This window comes from Robertmurraya mangrovi, from assembly GCF_034427655.1.
GTDB classification, from domain to species: domain Bacteria; phylum Bacillota; class Bacilli; order Bacillales; family Cytobacillaceae; genus Robertmurraya_A; species Robertmurraya_A mangrovi.
This window is the reverse complement of the sequence record NZ_JAXOFX010000014.1, coordinates 87,374-108,587: the sequence shown is the minus strand read 5'-3', so window position 1 is coordinate 108,587 and position 21,214 is coordinate 87,374. Positions and strand designations below refer to the sequence as shown.

The 21,214-nt window shown below is 35.3% G+C and carries 18 protein-coding genes; 8 read left to right on the top strand and 10 right to left on the bottom strand.

Features of this window, described 5'->3' with window-relative positions; translation table 11 throughout:
- Positions 1-3: 3 nt before the first annotated feature.
- Entirely contained in the window at positions 4-744 is a 741-nt protein-coding gene (locus SM124_RS17840; protein WP_322447877.1) for an ABC transporter permease, read from the bottom strand.
- Positions 745-1,647, bottom strand: a complete 903-nt coding sequence (locus tag SM124_RS17835; RefSeq protein ID WP_322447876.1) for an ABC transporter ATP-binding protein — start codon at positions 1,645-1,647, stop codon at positions 745-747.
- Between the two features lie 270 nt (positions 1,648-1,917).
- Here SM124_RS17835 and pepT point away from each other — a divergent pair, with 270 nt between their 5' ends.
- Positions 1,918-3,141, top strand: a complete 1,224-nt coding sequence (gene pepT / locus SM124_RS17830; protein ID WP_322447875.1) for a peptidase T — start codon at positions 1,918-1,920, stop codon at positions 3,139-3,141.
- A 292-nt stretch (positions 3,142-3,433) separates the two neighbouring features.
- Here pepT and SM124_RS17825 read toward each other — a convergent pair whose 3' ends face one another.
- Positions 3,434-5,656, bottom strand: coding sequence for a sensor domain-containing protein (locus tag SM124_RS17825; RefSeq protein ID WP_322447874.1), 2,223 nt, complete (start codon positions 5,654-5,656; stop codon positions 3,434-3,436).
- Between the two features lie 229 nt (positions 5,657-5,885).
- On the opposite strand from SM124_RS17825, the gene SM124_RS17820 reads away from it, so the two are divergent.
- Positions 5,886-6,080 carry an alpha/beta-type small acid-soluble spore protein gene (locus SM124_RS17820; protein ID WP_322447873.1) on the top strand — a complete coding sequence of 65 codons (195 nt, stop codon included), beginning with the start codon at positions 5,886-5,888 and terminating at the stop codon, positions 6,078-6,080.
- 65 nt (positions 6,081-6,145) lie between these two features.
- Positions 6,146-6,274, top strand: a complete 129-nt coding sequence (locus tag SM124_RS17815) for a hypothetical protein (protein WP_322447872.1) — start codon at positions 6,146-6,148, stop codon at positions 6,272-6,274.
- Positions 6,275-6,310: 36 nt separating this feature from the next.
- On the opposite strand, the gene SM124_RS17810 is transcribed toward SM124_RS17815, so the two are convergent.
- The 3 genes from SM124_RS17810 to SM124_RS17800 form a co-directional block, all read right to left on the bottom strand.
- Complete coding sequence (locus SM124_RS17810; RefSeq protein ID WP_322447871.1) at positions 6,311-7,078, bottom strand: (2Fe-2S)-binding protein; 768 nt, start codon at positions 7,076-7,078, stop codon at positions 6,311-6,313.
- Between the two features lie 251 nt (positions 7,079-7,329).
- Positions 7,330-8,322, bottom strand: a complete 993-nt coding sequence (locus tag SM124_RS17805) for an ABC transporter substrate-binding protein (RefSeq protein ID WP_322447898.1) — start codon at positions 8,320-8,322, stop codon at positions 7,330-7,332.
- A 136-nt stretch (positions 8,323-8,458) separates the two neighbouring features.
- Positions 8,459-10,006, bottom strand: a complete 1,548-nt coding sequence (locus tag SM124_RS17800) for a helix-turn-helix domain-containing protein (protein WP_322447870.1) — start codon at positions 10,004-10,006, stop codon at positions 8,459-8,461.
- A 203-nt stretch (positions 10,007-10,209) separates the two neighbouring features.
- Between SM124_RS17800 and SM124_RS17795 the strand changes: the two genes are divergently transcribed.
- Positions 10,210-11,571: a DL-endopeptidase inhibitor IseA family protein gene (locus SM124_RS17795; protein WP_322447869.1), complete on the top strand. Its 1,362-nt coding sequence runs from the start codon at positions 10,210-10,212 to the stop codon at positions 11,569-11,571.
- A gap of 57 nt (positions 11,572-11,628) precedes the next feature.
- On the opposite strand, the gene recQ is transcribed toward SM124_RS17795, so the two are convergent.
- Entirely contained in the window at positions 11,629-13,770 is a 2,142-nt protein-coding gene (gene recQ, locus SM124_RS17790; protein ID WP_322447868.1) for a DNA helicase RecQ, read from the bottom strand.
- Between the two features lie 282 nt (positions 13,771-14,052).
- Between recQ and SM124_RS17785 the strand changes: the two genes are divergently transcribed.
- Entirely contained in the window at positions 14,053-14,580 is a 528-nt protein-coding gene (locus SM124_RS17785; protein ID WP_322447867.1) for a DoxX family membrane protein, read from the top strand.
- Positions 14,581-14,676: 96 nt separating this feature from the next.
- Here SM124_RS17785 and SM124_RS17780 read toward each other — a convergent pair whose 3' ends face one another.
- Complete coding sequence (locus tag SM124_RS17780; RefSeq protein ID WP_322447866.1) at positions 14,677-15,432, bottom strand: DUF1836 domain-containing protein; 756 nt, start codon at positions 15,430-15,432, stop codon at positions 14,677-14,679.
- Between the two features lie 314 nt (positions 15,433-15,746).
- On the opposite strand from SM124_RS17780, the gene htpX reads away from it, so the two are divergent.
- Positions 15,747-16,631: a protease HtpX gene (htpX, locus tag SM124_RS17775; RefSeq protein WP_322447897.1), complete on the top strand. Its 885-nt coding sequence runs from the start codon at positions 15,747-15,749 to the stop codon at positions 16,629-16,631.
- Between the two features lie 103 nt (positions 16,632-16,734).
- Here htpX and SM124_RS17770 read toward each other — a convergent pair whose 3' ends face one another.
- Together SM124_RS17770 and SM124_RS17765 are read right to left on the bottom strand one after the other, a co-directional pair.
- Positions 16,735-17,241 (bottom strand): ferritin, encoded by a 507-nt coding sequence (locus SM124_RS17770; RefSeq protein WP_322447865.1) that lies wholly within the window; start codon positions 17,239-17,241, stop codon positions 16,735-16,737.
- 359 nt (positions 17,242-17,600) lie between these two features.
- Positions 17,601-18,803, bottom strand: a complete 1,203-nt coding sequence (locus SM124_RS17765) for an EAL and HDOD domain-containing protein (protein ID WP_322447864.1) — start codon at positions 18,801-18,803, stop codon at positions 17,601-17,603.
- A gap of 181 nt (positions 18,804-18,984) precedes the next feature.
- Here SM124_RS17765 and asnA point away from each other — a divergent pair, with 181 nt between their 5' ends.
- On the top strand, positions 18,985-19,995 hold the full coding sequence (gene asnA, locus SM124_RS17760) for an aspartate--ammonia ligase (RefSeq protein WP_322447896.1): 1,011 nt from the start codon (positions 18,985-18,987) through the stop codon (positions 19,993-19,995).
- Positions 19,996-20,145: 150 nt separating this feature from the next.
- The gene (locus SM124_RS17755) at positions 20,146-21,183 is read left to right on the top strand and encodes a hypothetical protein (protein WP_322447863.1); all 1,038 of its coding nucleotides are present in this window, start codon (positions 20,146-20,148) and stop codon (positions 21,181-21,183) included.
- Positions 21,184-21,214 lie beyond the last annotated feature (31 nt).

The window sequence follows — 21,214 nt, the reverse complement described above, 5'->3', positions numbered from 1 at the left end:
TGCTTACACCACTGCTTCCTGTTTTCTCCTAATATAACTTGATAATATCATGAACAGGAAAAGATATCCTATTAAAATCACCACATTCATAAATTCTGGCGCATTCCCACGGATGATTTCCCAAGCACCATTACCCAAATTATATGAAGGCAGCCACTTGCCAATGTCCTGAACAAATGTTGGCATAATCTCAAGCGGCATCCACATTCCTCCGGATATAGCTAGGAGCATATAAATAAGATTGCTAATTCCAGATGCCGTATCTACTCTTTTCATTGTGCCGATTAACGTACCAAGAGCCAGGAATGGGGCAGATGCAAGAAGAATCCACAATCCGCTCATTACCCATTCGAAAGCCGTAAGTTGAACCCCATTAATAATGGCTCCAGCTGAGAAGATAACGATGATTGAAAATAAATGAATCACCGTTTGACCTACCATTTTAGCGAAAAAGTAAGCTTGGTCTGACAAAGGAGTAATTCTCATAAACATTGACCAGCCTTTTGTTCTTTCCTCCACTAATCTAATTCCTAAAGTCATGATGGCAGAACCCATTACACTAAACGTGGTCATGGACATTAAATAATGAGCTTGCCACTCTTTTTGATTATCTACATTCGTATTAAAAATTTTAGTGAAAATGACATAAAATAAAATTGGCATCATTAATGACCAAAAAACGTAATACGGGTTTCTCATAATTCTTATAATTTCAGCTTTACACTGCATCCACAAAGCATTCATTTAAATTGCCTCCTTCACATTAACCGTTAATTGTTCAAATGCTTCATCTAAACGGCCTTCTTCTACTTTTATTTGAGTGATTTTATACTTCTTTTCAAACAGTAGGGAAAGGACTAAATCGGTTTCATTTGTAATCACATACACTCTACCGTTTTCTTTATATACTTTTTCAACAGAAGGGAAATTCTCCAATTCATCAATGCTCATTTCCTCACTTGGTATAAAAGAAACATATTGCTTTGAGAGCTTAGACTTGATATCTACCGGTGTTCCATCCGCTACAATTTTTCCTTGGTGGAATAAGATGATTCTTTCCGCTATATCATCTGCTTCCTGAAGATAATGAGTCGTAAACACAATCGTTTTACCTCTTTCCTTCAACGTTCGCACCGTCTGCCAAAACAGCTTTCTCGATTGTATATCCATTCCTACTGTTGGCTCATCGAAGAAAAGTAAATCCTGATCCCCAGCTAAGGCAAGTGCAAATCCCAATCTTCTTGTTTGCCCTCCAGAAAGTTTATCTGCTCTTTTTTTCAGTTCATCGGGTGTAAAACCTGTTAGTGATACAAGCTCATCGTAGTCCATTGGTTTAGGATAATAGCTTCTAAACAACTGAATTACTTCACTCACCTTCAGCCGATCAATAACACTTACTTCCTGAAGCATCGCACCGATTTTTTCACGTATCTCTTTTTCTTTAGGATTGTGACCAAACAATTGAACCTTCCCGCTTGTAGGCTCTAAAAGTCCAAGCATCATTAAAATAGTCGTTGTCTTCCCTGCTCCATTCGGTCCTAAAATAGCAACGATTTCTCCCTTTTTTATTGAAAATGACACAGAATCCACAGCATTTTTATTTTTAAAAGTTTTCTTTACTTCCTTTAGTGAAACGATTTCTTTCATCACTTCCACCTCCAACGTTTGTATCTTCATTATAAGTTAGAGGAATATATTGGATTAGTTGATTGTGTCATGAATGTCATATGACACATGTCACATCATTACAGAAAAAAATTGCAATACTTTTAACACTACAAAAAAAATGTCTTTTCTAATAAAAAATGTTAAAATAGACTTACAAGTCACTTTTCGAATATTTCCACTATTTAACCCATACATAGCCTATAAAAGTGATCATTTAAACAACCCTCAAAATTAAAGGAGATGACAAAAATGAAACACGAACTTATTGAAAGATTAACTAGATATGCAAAAGTAGATACGCAATCAAATGAAGAAAGTACAACTTGTCCTTCTACACCTGGGCAATTAACTTTAGCTAAAATGTTAGTGGATGAGTTAAACGCCATTGGCATGGAAGATGTAACAATGGACGAAAACGGGTATGTAATGGCTACCCTTCCTTCTAATACGGAAAAAGATGTGCCAACAATCGGATTTTTAGCTCACTTAGACACAGCAACTGATTTCACTGGCCATAATGTAAATCCACAAATCGTAGAAAACTATGACGGAAATGATATTCCATTAAATGAAGAAGTGATTTTTTCACCAAATGCTTTTCCTAAGCTAAAAAACTACATCGGACATACTTTAATTACAACAGACGGAACCACTCTATTAGGTGCGGACAATAAAGCTGGAATCACAGAAATTATGACAGCAATGGCCTATTTGATTAAGCATCCGGAAATTAAACATGGAAAAATCAGAGTAGCTTTTACTCCTGACGAAGAAATTGGCAGAGGGCCACATAAATTTGACGTTGACGCTTTTGGAGCTAAATATGCCTATACGGTTGATGGCGGGGAATTAGGAGAACTTGAATACGAGAGCTTTAACGCTGCTTCCGCTAAGTTAACTTTTAAAGGAACGAACATTCACCCTGGAACAGCTAAAGGGAAAATGGTGAACTCCACTAAAATCGCAATGGAATTCAACAGAAGATTACCTGCAGAAGAGGCACCTGAATTTACAGAAGGCTATGAAGGCTTCTATCATTTAGGTTCGTTCGAAGGTGACGTAGAACAAACGAAGCTCTCCTATATCATTAGAGATTTTGATAAAGAAAGCTTTCAAAATCGTAAAGTGACGATGCAGAATATCGCTAACGAACTTCAGGAAATTTACGGTGCGGGCAGTGTCAAACTAGAGTTGAATGACCAGTACTACAACATGAAGGAAAAAATTGAGCCGGTAAAAGAGATTGTTGATATCGCTTATGAAGCAATGACCAACCTAGATATTAAGCCAATCATTAAACCGATTCGTGGCGGTACAGATGGATCACAACTATCTTATATGGGACTTCCAACACCAAACATCTTCACAGGTGGCGAGAACTTCCACGGTAAATATGAATTCATCTCTGTAGAAAATATGGAAAAAGCCACAAACGTTATCATTGAAATTACTCGCTTATTTGAAAGCAAATAAGTTTTAAGGGGCTGTCCGAAAAGGTCCCTATGATTTATTTAAAAATACTCTTGATAGTTCCTTCTTTATATTGAGCACCTGTTGATTGGAGTGGAAGGCACGAAGACTCCTGCGGGAGCAGCGGGACAGGTGAGACCCCACAGGAGCTTGCGACGAGGAGGCTCACCGCCCGCCCCGCGGAAAGCGAAGTGCCTGGAACGGAAATCAACAGACTTATTTTAAACGGCTAAAACAAAAAATAAGGGCTGTTCAAAGAGTCATATTACTGACTATTTGGACAGCCCCTTAACATTTATACTACCGTCATTTGACCTGATTTAAAAAGTTCCTCTAATTTATCCGCCGTTAGTGGCCTGCTAAAGAAATACCCTTGTCCAACCATACAAGCATTTTCCTTTAAAAAATTCACTTGCTCTTTTGTCTCAATGCCTTCTGCAATTACATTAAAACCAAGATTAATCCCCATATCAATAATGGTCTTAACCATGACTCCTTGATTAATATGATAAATAATATCATCAACAAACGATTTATCTATTTTAATATTATCAATTGGTAAATGCTTTAGATAACTAAGTGAAGAGTAACCTGTACCAAAATCATCAATGGATACTTTTAGCCCTAGCTCTTTTAATTGCTTTAAAATTAAAGTAGACTTCTCAATGTTTTGCATGACGCTTTCTGTAATTTCTAACTCTAAATAGGTAGGTTCCAAACCAACTTCTTTTAATGTTCTCTTAACTGAATCCACAAAATGATCATCTTGAATTTGTCTAACAGAAATGTTTACAGCAATCGGAATCTTAGCAAAGCCTTGATCGTGCCAAGATTTCATTTGTGAACAAGCCTCTTTTAACACCCATTTCCCTAAAGGAACGATCAGTCCAGTTTCTTCGGCAAGAGGAATGAATTCAGCAGGTGATATAAAACCATGCTCCTTATGTATCCAACGAACCAATGCCTCAACTCCGATGATTTCACCTGACTGTAAATCCACTTGTGGTTGATAATGCAGCAATAATTGGTTTTGTTCCAATGCCTTTCTTAATCCATTTTCAAGCTCCATTTTCCGTGAAGAACGTTCTTGTAAATGAGCAGTATAGAATTGGAAGGTGTTTTTACCTGATTCCTTTGCCAAGTACATAGCCGTATCAGCATGTTTAATTAATGTTTCTACATCTTCCCCATGCGAAGGATACAAACTAATTCCAATACTAGGTGTTACAAAAAACTCTTGCTGATTTAAGTTAAAAGAATAAGAGAATTCATCTAATATACATTGTGAGATTTCTATTACTCTTTGCTTATCAACATGATCTAGTAAAATAATAAACTCATCTCCGCCTCGACGGGAAACCATTCCATTATTATTTACCGCTTTCTTTAATCTGTCGGCTACCTTTTGTAATAAAACATCGCCAATTGAATGACCCTTTGTATCATTTATAATCTTAAAACGATCTAAATCTAAAAAGAGTACTGCTAACGTTTGATTTTTACTTTCATTTAATAATTTACTTAAATGTTCTTTAAACATATGACGATTGGGAAGTCCTGTTAGCTCATCATAATAAGCCATCACTTCTATTGTTTTTTCTGCTTTCTTTCTTTCCGTTATGTCCTTCCCTACAATTTGGTATGCCGGTCTTCCTTCATATAAGATAGGCATGGCGGTAAGTTCCACATCGATTCCTTTTCGGTCTAACCTTTTCACTGCAAATTCAATTTTCATTCTACCCTCTTTATCTGTATCTAATTGTTTGCTTTTAATTGCATCAATCAGATTTTGAGGTAAGAAACTCCAAATCGATTCTCCAATCAGTTCTTCCTGACTAGATGCTCCAACCATTTTACAACCTGTCTCATTAATATAATCAATTTTATTTCCACTAATAACGGCAATAATATTGGGGGACATCTCTACAAGAGTTTTGTAACGGTCTTCGCTTTCTATTCGGCCAGTAATATCGAATAATACACTACTGAAATCTACAAAATGTCCATTTTTATCTAATGTTGGTATTCCTCTATCTTGAATCCAACGTACTTCTCCATCTGGACGAATAATTCTATATTTACTTGTAACTATTTCTCCAAGTGTTAGTTTTCTTGATCGTTCAGTTAGTATATCTGTATCCTTTGGATGGATAACTTTTTTCCAAAGTGTAGGGTCTTTGTAGAAATCCTCTTTCGGATAACCATATAATTTTTCAATTCCTGGTGTAATTAATAATGTATTTGTCTTTAAATCATGAGACCATACAGCTACATCCAGCGTATCGAATATATTTTTTAGCTTTTGTTTACTACTTTCGAGCTCTTCTCCTGTTTTTACAATTCCCCTTAATAGAAAAAACACCATTACGATTGATCCAAGTAATATAACAAAATGGACAAGATGGCTGCTCACTGTTGGAAAAATGTAACTAATAGCCTCGCTCAGAATTTCTGCAAACAAAAATATTAGAAGGATAAATATGATTTTAGGTTTATTAGCTGAATCTTGTATATTCATCTTGAGTTCCTCTCAATATGTTAAGCTGTTTCAGTTAGTTCTTTAGTTCTAATACTAAAATATCAGACAAACAAAGCCAATACAATCATAGTGTTAAATGTTTTCATAATAAAGCATAAAAAAAAACTAGAAATTTCATTTATCCCAAATATGAATCGTCTTATCTCTAATCGGTTAAGTTAAATTTGAGCATTTCTATGCTCAAATACTTCGTCGGGAGTGATGTATCATGGCAAGAAACAAACTTTTGGTTCCTGGCTCAGCAGATGTGTTGAATCAAATGAAGGAAGAAATCGCCAATGAGTTTGGAGTTCAACTTGGTGCTGAAACGACCGCACGAGCAAACGGTTCAGTCGGTGGCGAAATGACGAAACGCCTTGTTGCACTGGCAGAACAACACCTTAGGGATCAACAGGGAATCTAAAGTTGATTCTTCCAAGGGACCCTCGGGTCTCTTGGACATATCACTTTTGAAAGGAGGAAATTACTATGACTAATAAAAATGACAACCGTGAAAGACAAAATAAATATCCAAACAATCTAAAACAGGACACTGAATTTAATAAAGAAACAGATATTCGAAGTGAGATCACTCAGAAGGATATGAAGAAAAATTAAAAACATAAGGCTAACCCGTTTTGGATTAGCCTTCATTTATACTCCTCTATTTAGTATTATAAGTTTCTTTGCCTCTCGCACTTCTGGTTTCATTCTAGGACACGTATAACATTTATGCTGATCTTCCGTTTGATAGGCTAAGCAACATGAAGGCTTCAGAGGTAAGGGGTCACTTTTATCCCATGGATTATCAACAAATTTCAACTTTTTTTGGAAAGGATGGATCTTTAGGTTAAATAGTGAGGGATGTGTATCTTTCAGGAGTTTCTCTATTCCTTTTAGAAACGATTCTTCCAATTCTTTTGATATCGATACACGCTTGATACGATGTTCAACCCAATATAGACTATGATATACTTGGTGCCATAAATTTAAGAGGGATTCAGTGGTTACATCGGCTAATTCTGTCATAATAGGCGTTAAGTATTGCCGGCAAAATCCCTCTGCTTCCGTTCCTAAATCTGAATGAGCAGCCACTTTATACTCTTCAAAATAAAAGTTAATCCAACATTTGTTTTTCGGTTTTTGATAAACTTGAATTCTTATATCATTTACCTCTATTTTTCTGTCATGGGTATAAAGATAATGGAGGCCGCCCCATAAATAACCTAGCCATCCTGCTATATACAGTGCAGTAACGTTCTGATTGGTAGCTTTTATACCTTGTCCGTAAATGTTCAGGAACTCACTACTCACTTCTTTAGTAAGCAATTCAGGCAAGGAAAAATCCATCAAATTATGCTGCTGATTTCGATTTGATATATAAAATGTTTCCAGCATTACATCCCATTTCAATTCTTTCATTCCTATCCTCCTTTTATGGATATTAGAAAAGCGCAAGCGCCACGGTTAGCGACGTATGGACTGGAGCGCCTCGACTGAGATAAAGGAAACACGAAAAGCGTAAGCGATTCGATGTTGACTTATCGTAGGGAGAGGAGCGAAGTACACTAGTCGCTGGGCGCTGGAGCTAGACAGTTGTCTAACTTCAAGAAGCTTACACTTATAAAGTAAAAAAGGAAGAGCTCCCCCTTCCTCTTTAAAGTTATTGAAAGTTATTTTAAATTCTCCATATTTGAAGTAATGTCATCTAATAATAGATTCGCAGATTTGATACCACCTGATAAGTTCCAGATAATTTCATCCACTTTAAACGCCTTATTGTTCTTAGCCACATTTAGCTTTTGATAAAGTGGGTGAGTCATCCATTCTTCTTGCATTTTCGTTCCACCCTTTTCTGCATCATAATCTGCGTTAAAATAAAACATTACATCTCCATCCATACTGCCCATTTGCTCCTCCGTGATAACTTCCATAAAGTTATCAACATCCTGAGATGCTGGTCTAGCAAATCCGACGTCACTTAGAATAGTACCGGCAAATGTATCTTTTTGATAAATTCGAACCGTGGTTGGTAAGAATCGAACGATTGAGATTTCCATCGTTAATTGATCAGATAGATTTGTCTTCACTTTCTCAACATGTGCATCATATTTGCTCATGGCTTCTTTACCTTCAGTTTCTTTATTTAATGCCTTCGCATAAAGAGTAAAGTTTTCTTTCCATCTACCTGCTAAATCCTCTGAAAAAACAGTGGGAGCTATATCTGATAATTGAGTATAAATTTCTTCATGTCTAACTTTATTTCCAAAAATCAAATCAGGTTTAAGATTTGCGATTGCCTCTAAGTTAGGGAGGGATTCTTCTCCTAGTTCCGGTACATTTTTCATTTCTTCTAAAATATGAGGGAACCACGTTTCTCCTACACCTGATTTAACAGCTCCAACAGGGATAACCCCAAGCTCTAGTACCGCTTCTGTACTTTCATTTGTTAAAACAACTACTTTTTGAGGTGTACCTTTAATCTCTGTTTTGCCCATTGCATGTTCAATCACACGAGTTTGTTCCTGAGTTGTTTTATCTTCTTTCTTAGCTTGTTCTGTTTTAACAGCATTTTCGGGTGCTGCGGTATCTTTTCCACCACAACCCGTTAATATAGTTGCAAAAATGGTAAGTATTAATAGGGTCATACCCCACTTTTTCTTCATAAACATTGACCTATCTCCTCTATTTTTGATTTGAATTTATTATTTATCAATCAATAATGAAATTCATTCTCATTATAAGAGTAAAAAAAAGATCAGGCTATGAACATATTTATCATTTTTCATGGACTCCTTTTTCCTATTCTATTTTCCTAAAGAAAGAGATACTTTCTCTAATCATATGTTCTCTTCCGATTGGACCCCAGGGATCCCATTCGATACTCGCTGGGCAATAGATCTGATTTTCTTTAACAGCTCGTAGCTCTTTCCATGCTGAGTCCATTTTTAGGGCCCTTTTGACAGTTGCCGGTGAACTCCATAAAAACAAAATTCTTTCTGGATTAATCCTTATTAATTCACTAAGAGCATTACATTTATAACCTTCATGTGTAATTTCATCAGCAACGTTAAAGCCCAAATTTGAGAAAAACAAGTCATTAAGGGCGTGTCCTGATCTTCCATAAAGTCTAATATCATTTTCACGAACCCACACAATGGCCCACTTTCCTTTCCTAGTAAAAGGTAATAAGGCATCTTTCGCTTCTTTCTCTATTCTTTTCATGGAATAAATGGTCCGCTCGGCCTCAGTTTCCCTCTTAGTTAGAGTAGCAAGCTGCATTAAGTACTCTTCCCATGAAGGTAAATGTTTTAAATGCACAATGCTCGATTCTTTTATGGAATGTACCTCTTGGTCAGAGTGCAAATCCATTTTTAAAATTAAATCAGGACGTACCTGTAAAATATCATCTAAATTAATCTCATTCTCTACATTCAATGCTTTTGTCCCTTTTAATCTATTACTCAAATAACTTGGAAAGCCAGTCTTTGTTCCAAGTAAATGCGGATAGCTAGGGGCTACAACTGGTTGAATTCCTAGTGAAAGTAGATGATCTTGTAAAAACATCTGACTAACAACCGCTATTCTTTCACCATTTTGTTTCATATAAATGGTTGGTGACACTCCCTCTTTCTTTTTAAAGACTCGACTAAAATAAAACTCATCTTGAAATCCAACTGTATTCGCAACTTCTTTTAGTGATAATGAATTCAGTAAATCTTTTGCATGATTGATTCTTAATAATGTCAAATATTCTGAAGGGGTTTGACCTGTCATTTTTTTAAAAGCTCGGGAGTACGAGCTAGGTGTCATCCCAGCAATCTCGGACAACTGACCAACATAAATCCCTTCGTCAAAATGTCTCTCCATATAGGCAACGGATTTTTTAATCCCCGTTAAATCCATCTCTGTATATTGTTCATACTCTTCATATAAAAGAGATAATATTTCATAGAATAAGGATTGTTGCTTAAAATAGTCACTCGCTGTATTACATTTAAATTTCGTTTCCAACTTTTTTAATAAAATAAATATCTTTGAATTAGATTTTAGTGTTAATTTTTCGATGTCAAAGACTTTTAGTATTTCTTTCGGAGCTTCATCAGGTGGTTGAAGAAGGTATAGATCTAAATCTTGACCCTCATCCACAAATATTTGTATATCGGTTCCTGTTCGAAATAGTAAGCTATCACTCTCAGTTACTATATACTTTTTACCATTAACCACGATTGATCCACTACCTTCAATGATAAAACTCCAGGTATCTGTCTTTGTTTGTATTACTTTTTTATCCCTATATGTAATTTTGTGTTTTTTTAACATTATTAATTTCTGAGCATATGCCTCCAATAAGATTCACTCCCATAAACTTAATTGAAAATAATTCTCATTTAAGTTTATCATATTTTCACAAATCTTACTAATATTCTCCAGGACACACTTTAACCAAACCTCTACCTTTTTTTAACCTTTTTGTAACTTTTTCCTATTCACAAACGACTATGATAATGATGTGAAGCAGATAACAAAATGAATTGCTGGAGGATAAGTTGATGAAAAAAATGAATAAATTAATGATTGCTGGATTAGCTGTTACTTTATTGGCCTCACCTATTATGACAAATAATAGTTATGCTAGAGTACAAGAACAGAAATACGAGTTAGCATCTGTTAAGCATGCATTAACATCTCAGCAAGTTGTTAAATTAGCAGCTAACTGGGCAAAAACAGCTAACTATGTTCAAGGTGGAGGAAATTATAAAGAAGGCGAATACAAATCTTTTCAGTATAAGGGAAAAACGTATCGATATTTAGCAAGAAATATTGATACAAAGAAGGAACTTTTAACTTTATTGAAAAAAACATTAACTTCAAAAGAAGCTGAAAAGTTTATTAAAACCTCAGGTATTATTGTGCACAAAGGAAAATTGGCACAAATTGAAGCAGATGGCGGGTCTTTACTAGACTGGAGTAAGGCAAGTGCTACCTATGTAAAAACGAGTAAAAACACCCTTCACTATCGTCTTGTCGTTCCAGTTGGAGATACGGATGAAAAGGAAATTTACTTAGTGGGGCTTCAAAAAGTAGGAAGAGACTATAGAATTAGTAACATTCCTACATTGGATCACTCCTTTACCTTGACAAATGAAAAAGTGGAAAAGTTAGTAGCAGATTGGATAACAACTAAAATGTATGTCCAAAGTGGCGGAAGTTATAAGGAAGGTGAATATCAATCTTTCTATTATCAGAATACTTATTACCGTTACTTAGCAAGTGATATCGATACAATGAATGAACTCTTAACATTACTCAAACAATCACTTACACAAAGTGAGGCTGAGAAATTTATTAAAGATAATAAAATTATCGTTCACAATGGTAAGCTAGCTCAACCAGATGCTGACGGGGGCTCGTTACTGTTATGGAAGAAAACAAAAGCAGAGTTTGTAAAAGAAAATAATAATACAAAATTTTATAGAGTAGTAGTACCTGTTGGAGATTTAGGAGTTAAATCCGCCTACATTGTTGAGATTCAAAAGGTTGGTGCAGACTGGAAAATTAGCAAGCCTCCTTACCTAGATTTAGATATACCTGGAAATATTAATCCAGCCTATTTATTCATATACAACCTATTAATTAATAGTGATATTTCAAAAGATCAATTACTAAATGTTAACTTAAATGTAGATGAATTTAAAAAGGGTATAAATAAATTAAGATATATTGATATGAAAGAAGTAGGCCGTGAAACAGCTCAGGTAGAGTTTGCAGTTAAGTTCTATGTTGAGCTAAAGAAAGACTACAAAGGCTCGTTAAAACCTGGTGAAAACCAAATGTTTTTCTTAATTCAACAAACAGATGAAATGGAATACAAAATTGTAAGTGTTGGAACTGAACCGCATTTAAAAAAGTAAAATAAATCATGCTTTTACCTTCCCCCGGAAAAAGCATATAAAAGGGTCAGTCCCCCTTTAGTTTACTAAAGGAGAACTGACCTTTGTCATGATTAAATATATTTTTATCTGAAAGTAAGAGATATGATCTGGAAGAAGCTCTTTAATTGGCTTCAACTTATCTCTACCTGCTTCGTTAATTGCCTTTTCTATTGCCGACCTTTCATCCTCGTTTAGCAGAATTGAAAAGTCCAACTCCATCCCTTGTTGGGAACATTGAAGTAAATGATTCTCGACAGTGGATAAAGCTAAATCACGTTTACTAGAAATCTCTAGGACAGTTAATTTTTCCTGATGATATTTATATGTTTCTAAATGAGAGTCAGTAACAGTCTTCTTTTTAGGTTTTGATTTAGGTGTAGCACTAGTTTCAAGGATTGGTTCCCGTTCTGGATGTGCCTCACAGTATCGAACAATTTCATCCATAAAGGCTTGGCCATATTTTTTGAGCTTGTTCTCCCCCACTCCGTTAACCATTAAAAATTCATCTTCATTTTGCGGGATTTTCGCACACATATCCATTAAAGAGCTATCAGAGAAAATAACAAATGGCGGAACTTTTTCCCTGTCAGCAATTTCTTTTCTTAAAGATCTTAGTACTTCAAATAACGGATCTCCTTTTGACACCTGTTTCGTTTCAACTGCTTCTTTTCTAAGAAGTATGTCCTTACCAAGCAGAATGTCCTTTCCTTTTGCAGTAACGTAAATCGTTGGAAAAGTACCATGTTTAACAGCAACCACTTCTTGCGATATTAAAAATTCAATGAAGTCACTAACATCCTTTGAACTTTTATCCTTTAAAATGTTATAGGTCGGAAGTGTTTGGAAGCCAAATTCAATGATTTTCTTATTTTTAGAACCGGTCAACACTTGTGCAACGAAAGACTTACCAAACCTTTGCCCCATTCGAATTATACAAGACAAAACCATTTGGGCTTCTTTTGTAACGTCAACACTTGACCTGGAGTCTGTACAGTTTCCACAACGTCCACAAGCCTCAACCTCGGTTTCTCCAAAATACTTTAATACATAAGCTTGTAAACATTCTTCTGTATGGCAGTAATCAACCATTAATTGAAGCTTTTCTAACTCTTGTGCCATTCTCTCTCGTTCGCTTGACTGCTCAATTAAAAATCTCTGTATTTGTACATCCTGAGAAGAGTATAGAAGGATACATTCACTATCCAACCCGTCTCTCCCTGCACGTCCAGCTTCTTGATAATAGTTCTCCATATTTTTCGGCAGCTGAAAATGAATAACATAGCGGATGTTCGATTTATCTATTCCCATACCAAAAGCAGAAGTTGCTACCATTACGGTTGCGTCGTCTTGTAAGAAACGTTCCTGTTCGATGCTTCTATCCACATCGCTCATACCTGCATGATAACGAGCAACATTAATATTTGCCTTTTTTAATGTCTCATATAACTGATCTACCGTTTTCCTAGTGGCAGCATAAATAATTCCAGCTTCTAACGGGTTCTTTTTAATATAGCTGGTTAAATATTTGAGTCTATCTTGACCTTTAATAGAAGAGAAAGAGAGATTTTTTCTTTCAAACCCCGTAATAACCATATTTCCTTCTTCTATCTGTAGGGACCGACCAATATCTTCTCGAACCTTTGGAGTGGCTGTGGCTGTTAATCCCACTACAATCGGTCTTTCAGGTAAATAGTTAACCAATCTCATAATGTTAAGATAGCTCGGCCTAAAATCATGCCCCCATTGGGAAATACAGTGAGCTTCATCCACTGCTAAAAGCGATATGGGTATACTTTGTAAATCTTGAAGGAACTCACGTGAATCTAATCGTTCAGGAGCAATATATAAAAGCTTATATTCTCCTAGCTTCGCCTCTTCCATCCGTTCTCTAGCTTCAACAATACTAATGGAACTGTTAATATAGGTTGCAGGAATCCCAAGTTGAATTAGTGTATCCACTTGGTCTTTCATTAATGAAATTAGCGGTGAAATAACAATGGTTGTTCCTGGAAGCATAAGAGCTGGGATTTGATAACAGATAGACTTCCCTCCACCTGTCGGCATAATCGCAATCATGTTTTCTCCATCAAGTATGGAACGAATCACCTGCTCTTGACCTGGGCGAAATGCAGAATAACCAAAATAAGATTGAAGTAGTTCTTGAGCTTTATTAAACAAAAAGACGAGCTCCTTTCCGGGGAATGATTTTAAGAGGATGATAGAGGATTAATACAGATAAACTACTAAACATTTTAACATATTTTTTATTCTTTATACACGGTTGAATATACACTTATTAAAAGATGAACAGCTAGCTTTATTGTTCATAATTTCTTCAACAATCTTTATCTAATTTGTGAACTATTTCACAAATCATATTCTAATCAGTAAATCTAGAGTATATTGTAAGTGTAAACAAAACAAAAACATAATTAGTAATAAAGAAAGGCTGGGATTAAAATGTTCAATCAATTTTTAAGAGAGAATAAAATTTCTGCCGGGATATTAACAGTCATTCGTTTATTCCTTGGATATTCTTGGTTTACTGCTGGTCTTGGAAAATTAACAGGTGGTTTTGATGCTTCAGGTTATTTAAAAAATGCCGTCGCTAATCCTGTAAAAGGTCCAGACGGAAGCATAACTTATGGTTGGTATGTATCATTTCTAGAAAACTTTGCATTACCAAATATAGATGTATTCAACTTCCTTATTCCTTGGGGTGAGTTATTAGTAGGTTTAGGATTAATTTTAGGATGCTTAACTTCTGCAGCCGTATTCTTTGGACTTATGATGAACTTCTCTTTCTTCTTAGCAGGAACTGTATCACATAACCCTACTGATATTTTCTTAGGATTCATCATTTTAGCTGCAGGTTATAATGCTGGTCGATTTGGTTTAGACCGCTGGGTCATTCCGTACTTCAGAAAAAAAGCTCATATCGAAAACAACAATCAATCACCAGACAGTAGCTTTAGACCAGCTGCGTAACAGAAAAGCGTAGGCGCCCTGGTTAGCGACGTATTGAATAGGATCACCTCGACTGAAATCATCAAATCCCCCTATTTCTAGGGGGATTTTGTTTGTTTATATACCATTTAAAAATAACGTTGCCGTCATATATTGCTTTGTTAATGTTTGATAATAGGAAGATAGCACGGTTAAAGTAGTCATAATTAAAACATTTAAGACAATGTTTCTTTGTTCTTCATTTAAACCAGTAAAAGTAGGAATCAGCGTTTCGGATTCTTTTTTTATAAACTCTTCTATTTGAAGATTGATAGGGACTGAAATATCTCCAGGTATTAATCTCTCATGATGAATTTTCTCAAAGATCGATGCATAGGCTGCATACAATGTTAGTGGATCAATTACATCATCGGTTCGATCGGCAGGATTGTTAAATACTAATGTTAGCACCTTTCTAATGGACTCAAAGTCAAGGGAGGACTTTAAGTCTTCAATTATTAAAAGAATCGCTGCTTGATCAACCGTATATTTTTTTCCTAACTGCGGAGAGCCAATCAAATTTTTCACATCCCGCTTCACCCAGTTCTGAACGGCAGTTGGAGAAAGGTTTGTAAATTCAATTTGATTACCTAACATGACAATTTCGTTAATAGAGAATCCTATTTTACTTTTATTTTCTTTTATAAATTTCTCAAAAACAGCTGGCATTTTTGTTTCCATGAAAGCAGGTAGTGAAGTTCCATTATGTACTTCGTTTTGGTGGGAGTTTGCCCATGCCGATTGAAGAACGGTCAACGGAGTCTGGTCTCCTTCACCTTTTAAAGCAACTAGAAAATCTGCCATATTACTTCTTGAAAGCTGAAATAGTTCCAACAATATCAACCCCTGAGTCCCTTTTCTTCTAAATTAAGAAATCTTATATCATTAGTCATTTTATCAATAATTGATTCAAGCTACATATACAACTTATACAAAGAGTAAACCCCTGTCCTCATTTTCTTCATCCTAATTGTTTCCTAATCTATAGTCAACACCCTTATGAAACAGTATTTACAAGTTTTATATGTTGAAATCTTTTTTTCATCATCATATAATAAGTCTTAGGATAAGTTCAAATGAACTCAAAAATTATTACCACAAAAGATTATGTTCAAAACATCTATTATAAAAAGGTAAAGGGTGAGTGTATGGGAAAGCGTATTTTTTATTTTTTGTTAACTAATATTCTTGTATTAGTGACCATTAGCATTATCTTTTCTCTCATTGGCGGAGGAAATTACATTAATGCTGCTGGTGGGATTGATTTTGGTGCACTATTAGTTTTTAGTGCGGTTATTGGTTTTTCCGGTGCTTTTATCTCTCTAGCTATGTCACGTTGGATGGCAAAGAAAATGATGAATGTTCGAGTATTAAAACCAGAAGCTTCACTTTCATCCATGGAAAGAGAAATTGTTGAAAAGGTTCACCGTCTCTCAAGAGCAGCTGGTTTAACTCATATGCCAGAGGTTGGAATTTATGATTCTCCAGAAGTAAATGCATTTGCTACAGGACCATCTAAAAAACGCTCTTTAGTGGCAGTTTCAACTGGCTTGTTACACGAAATGGACGATGCAGCAATTGAAGGTGTAATTGCCCATGAGGTTGCGCACATTGCTAATGGCGATATGGTTACGATGACTTTACTCCAAGGGGTAGTAAACACGTTTGTAGTTTTCTTAGCACGTATCGCAGCTTGGGCTGTATCACGTTTTGTTAGAGAAGATATTGCTCCAATTGTACACTTCATTGCGGTAATCGTATTCCAAATTGCCTTCTCGATCTTAGGAAGTTTAGTTGTTTTTGCATACTCAAGACATAGAGAGTTCCACGCTGACCGTGGTGGTGCAGATTTAGCAGGTAAAGATAAAATGACTCATGCCCTTCAGATGCTTAAAGCATACTCTAACCGTATGCAAGGTGTTGAGGAGCAAACAGCTATTTCAACTTTAAAAATTAATAACAAATCGAAGAACGTGTTATTTTCAACACACCCAGATTTAGATGAGCGTATTCGTCGATTAAATGCGAAATAATAACTAAGACAGTCTCTTGAAGAGGCTGTCTTTTTTTTATCTCTCCTGGGCATGAAAAAAGCTACCTTATTTAAAAAGGCAGCTTCAATAATTAATATTAAACTTACTCCCCTTCAGGGACAAATGTACGTTTAGCTAATTCGCTTTCTAGCATAAAGAATGCGTTACTGTCTTTATCAATACGTTTTAGTTTTTGGATTAAGTTATCGAAAAGTGCTTCTTCCTCCACTTGTTCTTCAATAAACCATTTTAAGAAGGTCATAGTCGCATGCTCTCTTTCATCAAGAGCCATATCAGCAAGCTCATAAATGCGACGAGTTACTTCTTTTTCATGTTTTAATCCTTCTTCAAACACTTCTAATACAGAAGAGAATTCGTTATTCGGAGTGCCGAATCCTTCAAATACTACACGCTCTCCCATGTCATTTATAAAATTGTAGAATTTCATTGCATGGAATCTTTCTTCCTCAGCCTGTACAAGAAAGAAATTAGCAAAACCATCTAAGTTCTCTGCAGAACAATGAGCCGCCATTGCTAAATAAGCATGCGCTGAATAAAACTCATAATTCATTTGCTTAACTAAGCCGTTAACTAGTTTTTCACTTATCACAGTAACCCCTCCTACTTTTATTTCAGTATATAATAACATATCCCTTCTTATGTAAGGCAATATTGAACTTTTTGAGAAGAGGTTTATATTTCTACTTAAAAGATTCTAGGGCTTATTCTCTCGACCTTTTTAAATTTTTATTATAGATTGCAGAGGGAAGGTTGATTTCCGCTCCAGGCGCTTGCTTTCCGGGGGGCGTTCGGCAAGCCTCCTCGTCGCAAGCTCCTGTGGGGTCTCGCCTGTAACGCTGCTCCCCCAGGAGTCAAGCGCCTTCCGCTCCAATCAACTAGGATTACTTATAAAAGAAAAAACTGTAGACAATTTTAAATCCTACAGTCAAAGATTAGATTTGTTAGAAACTAGTAATCCAACTCAGATACCCATTTTATTGACTCTCTATATAAGCTATAAAAACGATCTTTTGGTATGGTCGATAAGGAATTAGTTTGAGTTAGTTCTCCCCAGTTGGCTTGTTCATAGTTTATTACTATGTTTAACATGTCTGTGATTTCTCCACTATTACCTAGTAAGGCATCTTTTACTTCTGAGGTTAGCGGAAGTTCCTCTACTATTCTCTCCATCTTATTATTTAAGATAATATCAATAGAAGAAAATAACCCAGACATAAAGTACTCATAATACTTGTTTTGGATACCTAGTTCGATTGTGAGTAACCCCATTAATCTTCCTCTAATTAAGCTGTTTTTTACCAATTCCTTATTCTCTACACTTTGGATATCCTTAAACATGATTAAATAAAGAAGGCTTTTGATTTGTTTTGCTCCTAATCTTACGAGAGCCTGCTTTAAAGAGTAAATTTTCGTCCTTGAACTAAGTGCAACTGAATTGGCTAATTTTAAAATTTTATAAGAAATTCCTAAGTCTCTCTCAATGATTTCGGTGACAATTTGATAATCTGGCTCTTCGTTGTCTAGTTCATTAATTGCACTAATGATATTTATATTTAGTCCCCCATCAATGTCTTTACCTGTTACAATGACTGGTTTACTGAAAAAGTATCCCTGAAAAAGTTCATAACCCATTTCGACAGCCCTTTGGTACTCTTCTCTCGTTTCTACTTTTTCAGCTAAAAATTTAATTTTATTTTTATATCTACCTATTAGATTATGCAAATGGCCCTCTCTACCAAACTCAATTTTGATAATGTCAGCCACTTCTATAAGAGGTAAGTATTTTTCAGCAAATACAAAATCATCTAATGCTAAAATGTATCCTTCTCTCTTTAACCTCTCGCATACACTTACTACCTCTTTAGTAGGTTCTACCCTCTCTAAAATTTCGATTACGATTTTGTCCTTTGGCAATAAAAAAGGTACTTCTTTTGTTAGTAAGTCTTCTGAAAAATTAATAAAACCTTTTGTGCCACTAGTAAGCTCATCAATATCCATAGCGAGAAAAGCATTGTTAATTAATTCGGCCGTTGATTGGCTGTCATCGGTTCCTTCATAAAAATTATTCATACTCTTTCGATACAAGAGCTCGTATCCGAATACATTCATTTTTTCATCAAATATAGGTTGTCTTGCTACGTAAATTTCCATAAAACCACCTTTAGAAATAATGGTTATTTTTACCTATTTTATTATCAAAAAATGGAAGTTGCAAGTTTTATCCGCTAAAGGAATAGGTAGCATCTTTATTATTTTTTCATAAATTGAATTAGTTGGTTAAAAACCTAATACGTTAATTAGATAAAGTGAAAAAACAATAAAGGATGGTATGATGAAAAATACGAAAGTGCTTCAAGAATATGTGCCAAAATTAAATTTAATGGAAACAGAGGTTGCTATTAAGCAGATTAAAGATTTCTTTGAAAGTAAGCTGAGCGAGGCTTTAAGTTTGATAAGAGTTTCAGCTCCTATTCTTTTAAAGGGTGGTAAAGGATTAAATGATAATTTGAATGGGGTTGAACGTGTAGTTGCCTTTGATGCTGTTGACATTGGCGATGCTCCATTAGAAATTGTCCAGTCTTTAGCTAAATGGAAACGAACCGCTCTTGCAAGGTACGGATTTACTCCTGGGCAAGGTCTCTATACAGATATGAATGCAATCAGAAGAGATGAAACTTTAGACCAGCTCCACTCTATATATGTTGACCAATGGGATTGGGAAAAAGTAATCACGAAGAGTCAACGCACGATTAAAACTTTAAAATCGGAAGTTAACAAAATTTATAAAGTATTCCTTGAAACGGAGCAATACTTAAACCACTGTTACCCAAAACTTACCCCTGTACTTCCTGAAGAAATATACTTCATTACCGCTCAAGAACTCGAAAATTTATATCCTCATTATTCGCCGAAGGAAAGAGAAGATTTAATTACTAAACAAAATGGGGCAGTATTCATTATGCAGATTGGAGACATTTTAAGATCCGGTGAAAAACACGATGGTCGCTCACCTGATTATGATGATTGGTCATTGAATGGAGATATCCTTTTCTGGTATCCAACCCTAGAAAGAGCCGTTGAAGTTTCTTCCATGGGGATTAGAGTGGATGAAAGGTCATTGTTAAAACAGCTAAGGCTAGCCAACAATGAAAGTCGTCTCACGCTTGATTATCATCGCTCTGTTCTAAATAACGAGTTACCTTTAACCATTGGAGGGGGAATTGGGCAGTCAAGGTTATGCATGTTCTTTCTTAAAAAGGTTCATATTGGTGAGGTTCAAGCTTCTGTTTGGAATGAACAGATTATAAAGGAATGTCTCGAGAGAAATATTCCTCTATTGTAGGTAGAATGATAACTTCATAAGTGGTGGCCTCTATAAAGAAGATATGTAAATCGTCTTGTGCCAAAATATTACTTTTGGCGTTTTTCTAACTCCTATCAATTATGGTTTACTCGTATTAGAAACATATTTCTATTTTAGAAGGTGACACTTATGAGGAAGTTAATTTTTCTCACTTTATCGGTCCTGTTTGTGCTTTCTTTTGCCACTTGTTCTATGGCAGCAAATAAGTTCTCTTTAAACAAAAATTGGGTGTTTAAACTCGAAGATTCATCCTTTTATGAAAAACGTATTTATCACGTTACAAAAGAACAATACTCGGTTTACATCCTAAGCGATGGAGAAGGTTTTGCAAAAATGCTTACCTTAAATCCCACAGGAAAGAAGGTTTGGGAGAAAGAGTTAAGAAGTTCTTTTGCCATTAGTAACAATACGACACCAGCTTTATTTTTGATTGAAGATGGAAACATTCAAAAATATTATTTAAATAGCGGAAAGAAACTACTAGACATAAAAGCCCCTGTTGCAGACATTCATAATACTGAACTTTATGGAGTGACTAAAAATCAGACTTTAATTTTACTTGATTGGAATACAATGAATATTGTAGAGATTGATGAAAAAGGAAATACACTGTCTACTGTCACCTATTCAGATTCCGCTCTTAAAAAGTTCTCCATCCAAAAACCAAATATGCCAAACGGAACCATTCAGCCTTCAGAAACTATACAAAATGCCATTGTGAAGTCCTACTTACCAAATTTCATAAAAGACAAAGAAGTTTTTCAAAAGAAATACGGAAAAGGAGCAAAGTATTTTCCTTACTTTGAGGCAAAGTCTAGTGGTGCATATGTGTATGTTTTAGCTTATTTTCAGATTAATAGTACGATCAATAACGAGATATTCTCTCACTCGGTTTTGTATAAGTTTAAGAAGACAGGTAGGTATATCTCCCAAAAGAATTTAGGAAATTACAACGGTACAGATATTGATGTTTCTAAAAAAGGGGAAGTCTTCGTTTCGCTCAATAACCTGAATACTGCTTCTCCTTATGGATTAGTAAAAGTAATCAACAAAAAGAACTCGACGATTAAAACCATTAAGTTTAAAAATCAGTACGTTACGGAAGGAAAACTCTACAAGAATCAATTTTTCATTGTTACTGATAAAGCATTTTATTCTTATAAATAGGGACGCAAAAAGGACACTTTTAGCTAGTGTC

Coding starts and splice junctions, on each gene's coding strand:
- SM124_RS17840 (WP_322447877.1), bottom strand. CDS start 744: ATGAATGCTTTGTGGATGCAGTGTAAAGCTGAAATTATAAGAATTATG.
- SM124_RS17835 (WP_322447876.1), bottom strand. CDS start 1,647: ATGAAAGAAATCGTTTCACTAAAGGAAGTAAAGAAAACTTTTAAAAAT.
- pepT (WP_322447875.1), top strand. CDS start 1,918: ATGAAACACGAACTTATTGAAAGATTAACTAGATATGCAAAAGTAGAT.
- SM124_RS17825 (WP_322447874.1), bottom strand. CDS start 5,656: ATGAATATACAAGATTCAGCTAATAAACCTAAAATCATATTTATCCTT.
- SM124_RS17820 (WP_322447873.1), top strand. CDS start 5,886: ATGGCAAGAAACAAACTTTTGGTTCCTGGCTCAGCAGATGTGTTGAAT.
- SM124_RS17815 (WP_322447872.1), top strand. CDS start 6,146: ATGACTAATAAAAATGACAACCGTGAAAGACAAAATAAATATCCAAAC.
- SM124_RS17810 (WP_322447871.1), bottom strand. CDS start 7,078: ATGAAAGAATTGAAATGGGATGTAATGCTGGAAACATTTTATATATCA.
- SM124_RS17805 (WP_322447898.1), bottom strand. CDS start 8,322: ATGAAGAAAAAGTGGGGTATGACCCTATTAATACTTACCATTTTTGCA.
- SM124_RS17795 (WP_322447869.1), top strand. CDS start 10,210: ATGAAAAAAATGAATAAATTAATGATTGCTGGATTAGCTGTTACTTTA.
- SM124_RS17785 (WP_322447867.1), top strand. CDS start 14,053: ATGTTCAATCAATTTTTAAGAGAGAATAAAATTTCTGCCGGGATATTA.
- htpX (WP_322447897.1), top strand. CDS start 15,747: ATGGGAAAGCGTATTTTTTATTTTTTGTTAACTAATATTCTTGTATTA.
- SM124_RS17765 (WP_322447864.1), bottom strand. CDS start 18,803: ATGGAAATTTACGTAGCAAGACAACCTATATTTGATGAAAAAATGAAT.
- asnA (WP_322447896.1), top strand. CDS start 18,985: ATGAAAAATACGAAAGTGCTTCAAGAATATGTGCCAAAATTAAATTTA.
- SM124_RS17755 (WP_322447863.1), top strand. CDS start 20,146: ATGAGGAAGTTAATTTTTCTCACTTTATCGGTCCTGTTTGTGCTTTCT.